The 3,557-nt window shown below is 52.6% G+C and carries 5 protein-coding genes; 1 reads left to right on the top strand and 4 read right to left on the bottom strand.

Translation table 11 applies throughout. From position 1 onward, the window contains the following. Window positions 1-361 precede the first annotated feature (361 nt). The 3 genes from ACIQVE_RS28750 to ACIQVE_RS28740 form a co-directional block, all read right to left on the bottom strand. Window positions 362-514 (bottom strand): hypothetical protein, encoded by a 153-nt coding sequence (locus ACIQVE_RS28750; protein WP_402815227.1) that lies wholly within the window; start codon window positions 512-514, stop codon window positions 362-364. A gap of 170 nt (window positions 515-684) precedes the next feature. Then, window positions 685-1,389 (bottom strand): DUF1120 domain-containing protein, encoded by a 705-nt coding sequence (locus ACIQVE_RS28745; RefSeq protein ID WP_402815225.1) that lies wholly within the window; start codon window positions 1,387-1,389, stop codon window positions 685-687. 323 nt (window positions 1,390-1,712) lie between these two features. Beyond that, on the bottom strand, window positions 1,713-2,330 hold the full coding sequence (locus ACIQVE_RS28740; protein WP_402815223.1) for a DUF1120 domain-containing protein: 618 nt from the start codon (window positions 2,328-2,330) through the stop codon (window positions 1,713-1,715). A gap of 390 nt (window positions 2,331-2,720) precedes the next feature. Between ACIQVE_RS28740 and ACIQVE_RS28735 the strand changes: the two genes are divergently transcribed. Further along, entirely contained in the window at window positions 2,721-2,957 is a 237-nt protein-coding gene (locus ACIQVE_RS28735; RefSeq protein ID WP_402815221.1) for a DUF6500 family protein, read from the top strand. A 278-nt stretch (window positions 2,958-3,235) separates the two neighbouring features. Here the strand turns inward: ACIQVE_RS28735 and ACIQVE_RS28730 are convergent. After that, the coding region (locus tag ACIQVE_RS28730; protein ID WP_402815219.1) for a hypothetical protein at window positions 3,236-3,557 on the bottom strand (322 nt) is incomplete at its 5' end.

Here is a 3,557-nt window from a genome sequence, read left to right as displayed (position 1 = left end):
GATTGGCGAAGGATCGAAGGTTTGACAGGAGACGTAGCGGTATAGGGTGGGGCGCTGTCGCCGCTGAAAGGGAAGGAGCTCTCTACACGCGACCTACTCAGTAACGACAGCGCCCCGCAAACATGACGGGTACAACTGAAACAAGGTGGGGACCGTAGCCAATGAATGGGAAAGCCTCGTACTCTTTCCGTTCAACGACTACAGCGCCCCGCAAAGCGATCTTGCTATTGAGTTTTCAGCATTGCGCCAGTTACTCAGGATTTAGCTATCAGGTGGGATTCCGTTGCCGCCGATCCCACGAAAAAAGCGAGTCCTCAAAACCACTCGTATTTCGCGCACCCTGAATGATCAGATATCGGACTTACATGAAGTGGATCATCGCGTGGGCAATAGTCACCTTGTTCGCTTTGGCATATTCCTTAATAGCTCGCAATCGTTTGGCCTTGCGGATTGCAGCACCAGCATTACGGCTTTGCACCACGCTGCGTTCTGCCTTCGCTTTTGAACGGTTCATATACTCCACTTATAAAACGACTAATAAGGTGGGGCATTGCAGCAATGGGAGGGTGCTGAAGCTCTGCTTGGGGAAGAGTGCGCTCCCGTCACTACATCGCCCCGTAAAGCGGTGTTGCATAGCGCGACCGGCATTGCACCGGTCGCTCAACAAGTTCAGCGGTCAGCGAATTACAGGTAAACCAGTTCGAAGGTGGCGGAACCATCAATGGTTATATCGGTACTGGTATCGAGGGTATTTTCCGGCTGAATGGCCGCAACCATCTTAAGCCCTGCGCTGGCGTTGGTCATTGGCAGCGGCTGCGCCCCGCCGCCGACCGGACCAGCATCCAAGGCATAAAGTGTTGGGGACACGTTGTAACTATTCAGATGTACAGATGGATATCCGTATGAGCCCCAATAGCCGGCGCCGTCAACCTTCGTTTTGATGTAGCCGGTGGAGCCATCCACCAAAATCGAAGGCTGGTACACCCTCAATTGATACGCTCCAATCGGAGCGCCCTGGCTGTCGGTCCCGAGACCGAAGAGGGTGCCTTGAAAGGGAAGACTGGAGGGAGTAGAAGTCTCGCGGTTATCGATGGCTTTGAAGGCAACCTGAGTAGCGCCGCTACAAGCAATCGACAACGTTTTCCCTGTCATTTCCGGGAAAACTGTCGTTTTGGTAGCGGACAAATCTTTACCGCTGATGGCGCCCAAGTCGAAATCGCCACCCGTCAGCGAGATATCGCAGGCCGCCGGGGTAATGGTGCCGGTGACACGCAGATCGACCGAATTGGCGGCCATGGCGGCGTTGGAAGCAAAGGCCAAGGCGAGCGGCAGCAGGAGAAACTTTTTCATGACGAGTTCCAGAGATTGAAAATTTTCTGATGAGTTCATCAGTGAGCTCATCATCCGCTGGGGCCAAGAGTGAGAAAAATCAAAAATGCTTAATAAAGATTAGCTGTTATCTGTACGACTGGCTGGCGAGGCTTGGCGTTTAGGTTGGGGCGAGTCACTGAATGAGCAGGAGCCCAATCGAGACCGATTCAGTGACTGCATAGCCCCATAAAGGTGGTGGGACGTTTAGCAGCAAGATATCTGTTCGGAGTTCTTTGGGGGAACTCCATGCTGTTACTACGCCGCCCCGCAAAGCGGTGTTGCATGACGCGACCGGCATTGCACCGGTCGCTCAACAAGTTCAGCGGTCAGCGGTCAGCGAATTACAGGTAAACCAGTTCGATGGTGGCGGAACCGTCGAGGGTAATTTCAGTGCTGGTATCCAGTGTATTGGTCGCAGCGATAGACGCATCAATTTCAAACTCTTGATTAACTGAAGTGACCGGTATTGGCGCGTTTGTGCCTGTAGCCGCCCACGACCAAATTTGTGTTGGACTGGGCTCAATAAAACCGCTAGACATGCGAGTCCATGTTGCACCGCTATCATTGCTTCGAGTCAGCTGGCCTGCACTTCCATCAGTCGTCGTGGCCTTAAAGTCAATAGCATAGCCACCGATTTTTTCGCTAGCAGAGTCCACGCCAAGACCGTAGGCGTGGGAAGCATTAGTACCAGCACGGTTGTCGATAGCTGTAATACCAACTTGCGTTGCTCCAGTACACAGAATATTCAAATTCCTCACTATTGGGGTAAGGGGTGTGTCTGAGGTGCTACTTAGGTCACTGCCACTGAGCGAGCCGAAATCGACATCTCCCCCCACCAAGGTGATATCACAGGCTGCCGGGGTAATGGTGCCGGTGACACGCAAGTCAACCGAGTTGGCGGCGATGGCGGCGTTAGAAGCGAAGGCCAAAGCGAGTGGCAGCAGTAAAAGCTTTTTCATGGAGAGCTCCTGAAAGTTCCCTGTAGGTTGAGTGTAGGTCATTTCGTTGGGCCCATTCTCCGCTTCGACTGACGGCAAGCAAAATCAGAAATGCTCAAAATTTGTCAGAGCGCACACGGACCGTTTTCACAGGCCAAGCGTGTATTCCGGGCTTTGCTGGTGTTTGATCCTGATAGGCGCGAGCTAACCCGCCTCAATCGTGATTAAACGAGCGGTTGGGCTCGCTCAAGTCGGCCAGCCAGCGACGTTGAGACGGTCGTGATTGAGCCCCACGGTTTACCCGTCCAGGCAAATGGCTCTGCACCCTCTGTGCGCCCCACACAAGGGGCGGCATGGGCTCGTAACGCGATATCCTGAATATCAGACATTCACCCGCCGAGAGGTTAAGCAATGCCGCCAGAACTGATTAACAAGATCCTTGACGTCTGCACTCGAAAGATTGAGCAAAAAGGCGAAAACGTAGGACTTTCGTTTTATGCATTTTTTGCCAATAAAAACGATAACCCGCCGTTGCTCATGCAAGCCGCGAACTGGTGGATCATGGAAAACCAATTCGACCATTTTGAAAAGGCGGTCAAAATCAAACAAACGGTGTTGGCTCTTTGCGAACAAGCCCAGACGAATTAACTAATTTCCGCCCGGTACGGATTTACGCCGTCATGGCGAAAAAGCCAGTTGCCTTATTGTTTTCGCGCTGCCTGCTGACTTAATACCGGCTTTTACTTTTGTGTATGAGTGGCGCGATATCCGGCATTTCACAAAATAAAGTGCAATGAGCCGCAATGAAGCGGGGTGAAGTGCAACGGGCACTACTCGCGACACACTTTCCAACGCATATTAATCAGTTTCGGCAATGAGAAAGGCGGCGGTTAATTACCGCCGCCGTTGGATGTGACTACTGATGTTTAAACGTTCGCCAACTGCGGGGCCGACTGACGCGCCACCGGCGCCATTAATTGATAGTCGCCATTGCCTTTAATCCATTCGCGATACTGTTTACGGGCCATGCCCAGCACAAAAGCATCCGATAAATCCGGGCGAACTTGTCGCGTCATCGCCCATATCACCAATGTGTTTTCGGTCCAGCCGAGCAACGCCGCCCGACGAAACGGGCACGGTAGCCATGCATTGAAGGCATCCGCTGCCCTCGAAATTTGGTAAGTGGAATACACAGGGATGGGCAGGCTCATGGTTTTATTCTCCGCGACGAAAAACAAAAATGCACCA

The organism is Pseudomonas sp. NPDC098747, from assembly GCF_044760045.1.
In the GTDB taxonomy this organism is placed as follows: domain Bacteria; phylum Pseudomonadota; class Gammaproteobacteria; order Pseudomonadales; family Pseudomonadaceae; genus Aquipseudomonas.
Note: the sequence above shows the minus strand (reverse complement) of the source record. Positions and strands in the feature narration are given on the sequence as shown.

What these genes read in the sequence shown, in the direction of transcription:
- ACIQVE_RS28750 (WP_402815227.1), bottom strand. Translation starts at nt 514, where the DNA reads ATGAACCGTTCAAAAGCGAAGGCAGAACGCAGCGTGGTGCAAAGCCGT.
- ACIQVE_RS28745 (WP_402815225.1), bottom strand. Translation starts at nt 1,389, where the DNA reads ATGAACTCATCAGAAAATTTTCAATCTCTGGAACTCGTCATGAAAAAG.
- ACIQVE_RS28740 (WP_402815223.1), bottom strand. Translation starts at nt 2,330, where the DNA reads ATGAAAAAGCTTTTACTGCTGCCACTCGCTTTGGCCTTCGCTTCTAAC.
- ACIQVE_RS28735 (WP_402815221.1), top strand. Translation starts at nt 2,721, where the DNA reads ATGCCGCCAGAACTGATTAACAAGATCCTTGACGTCTGCACTCGAAAG.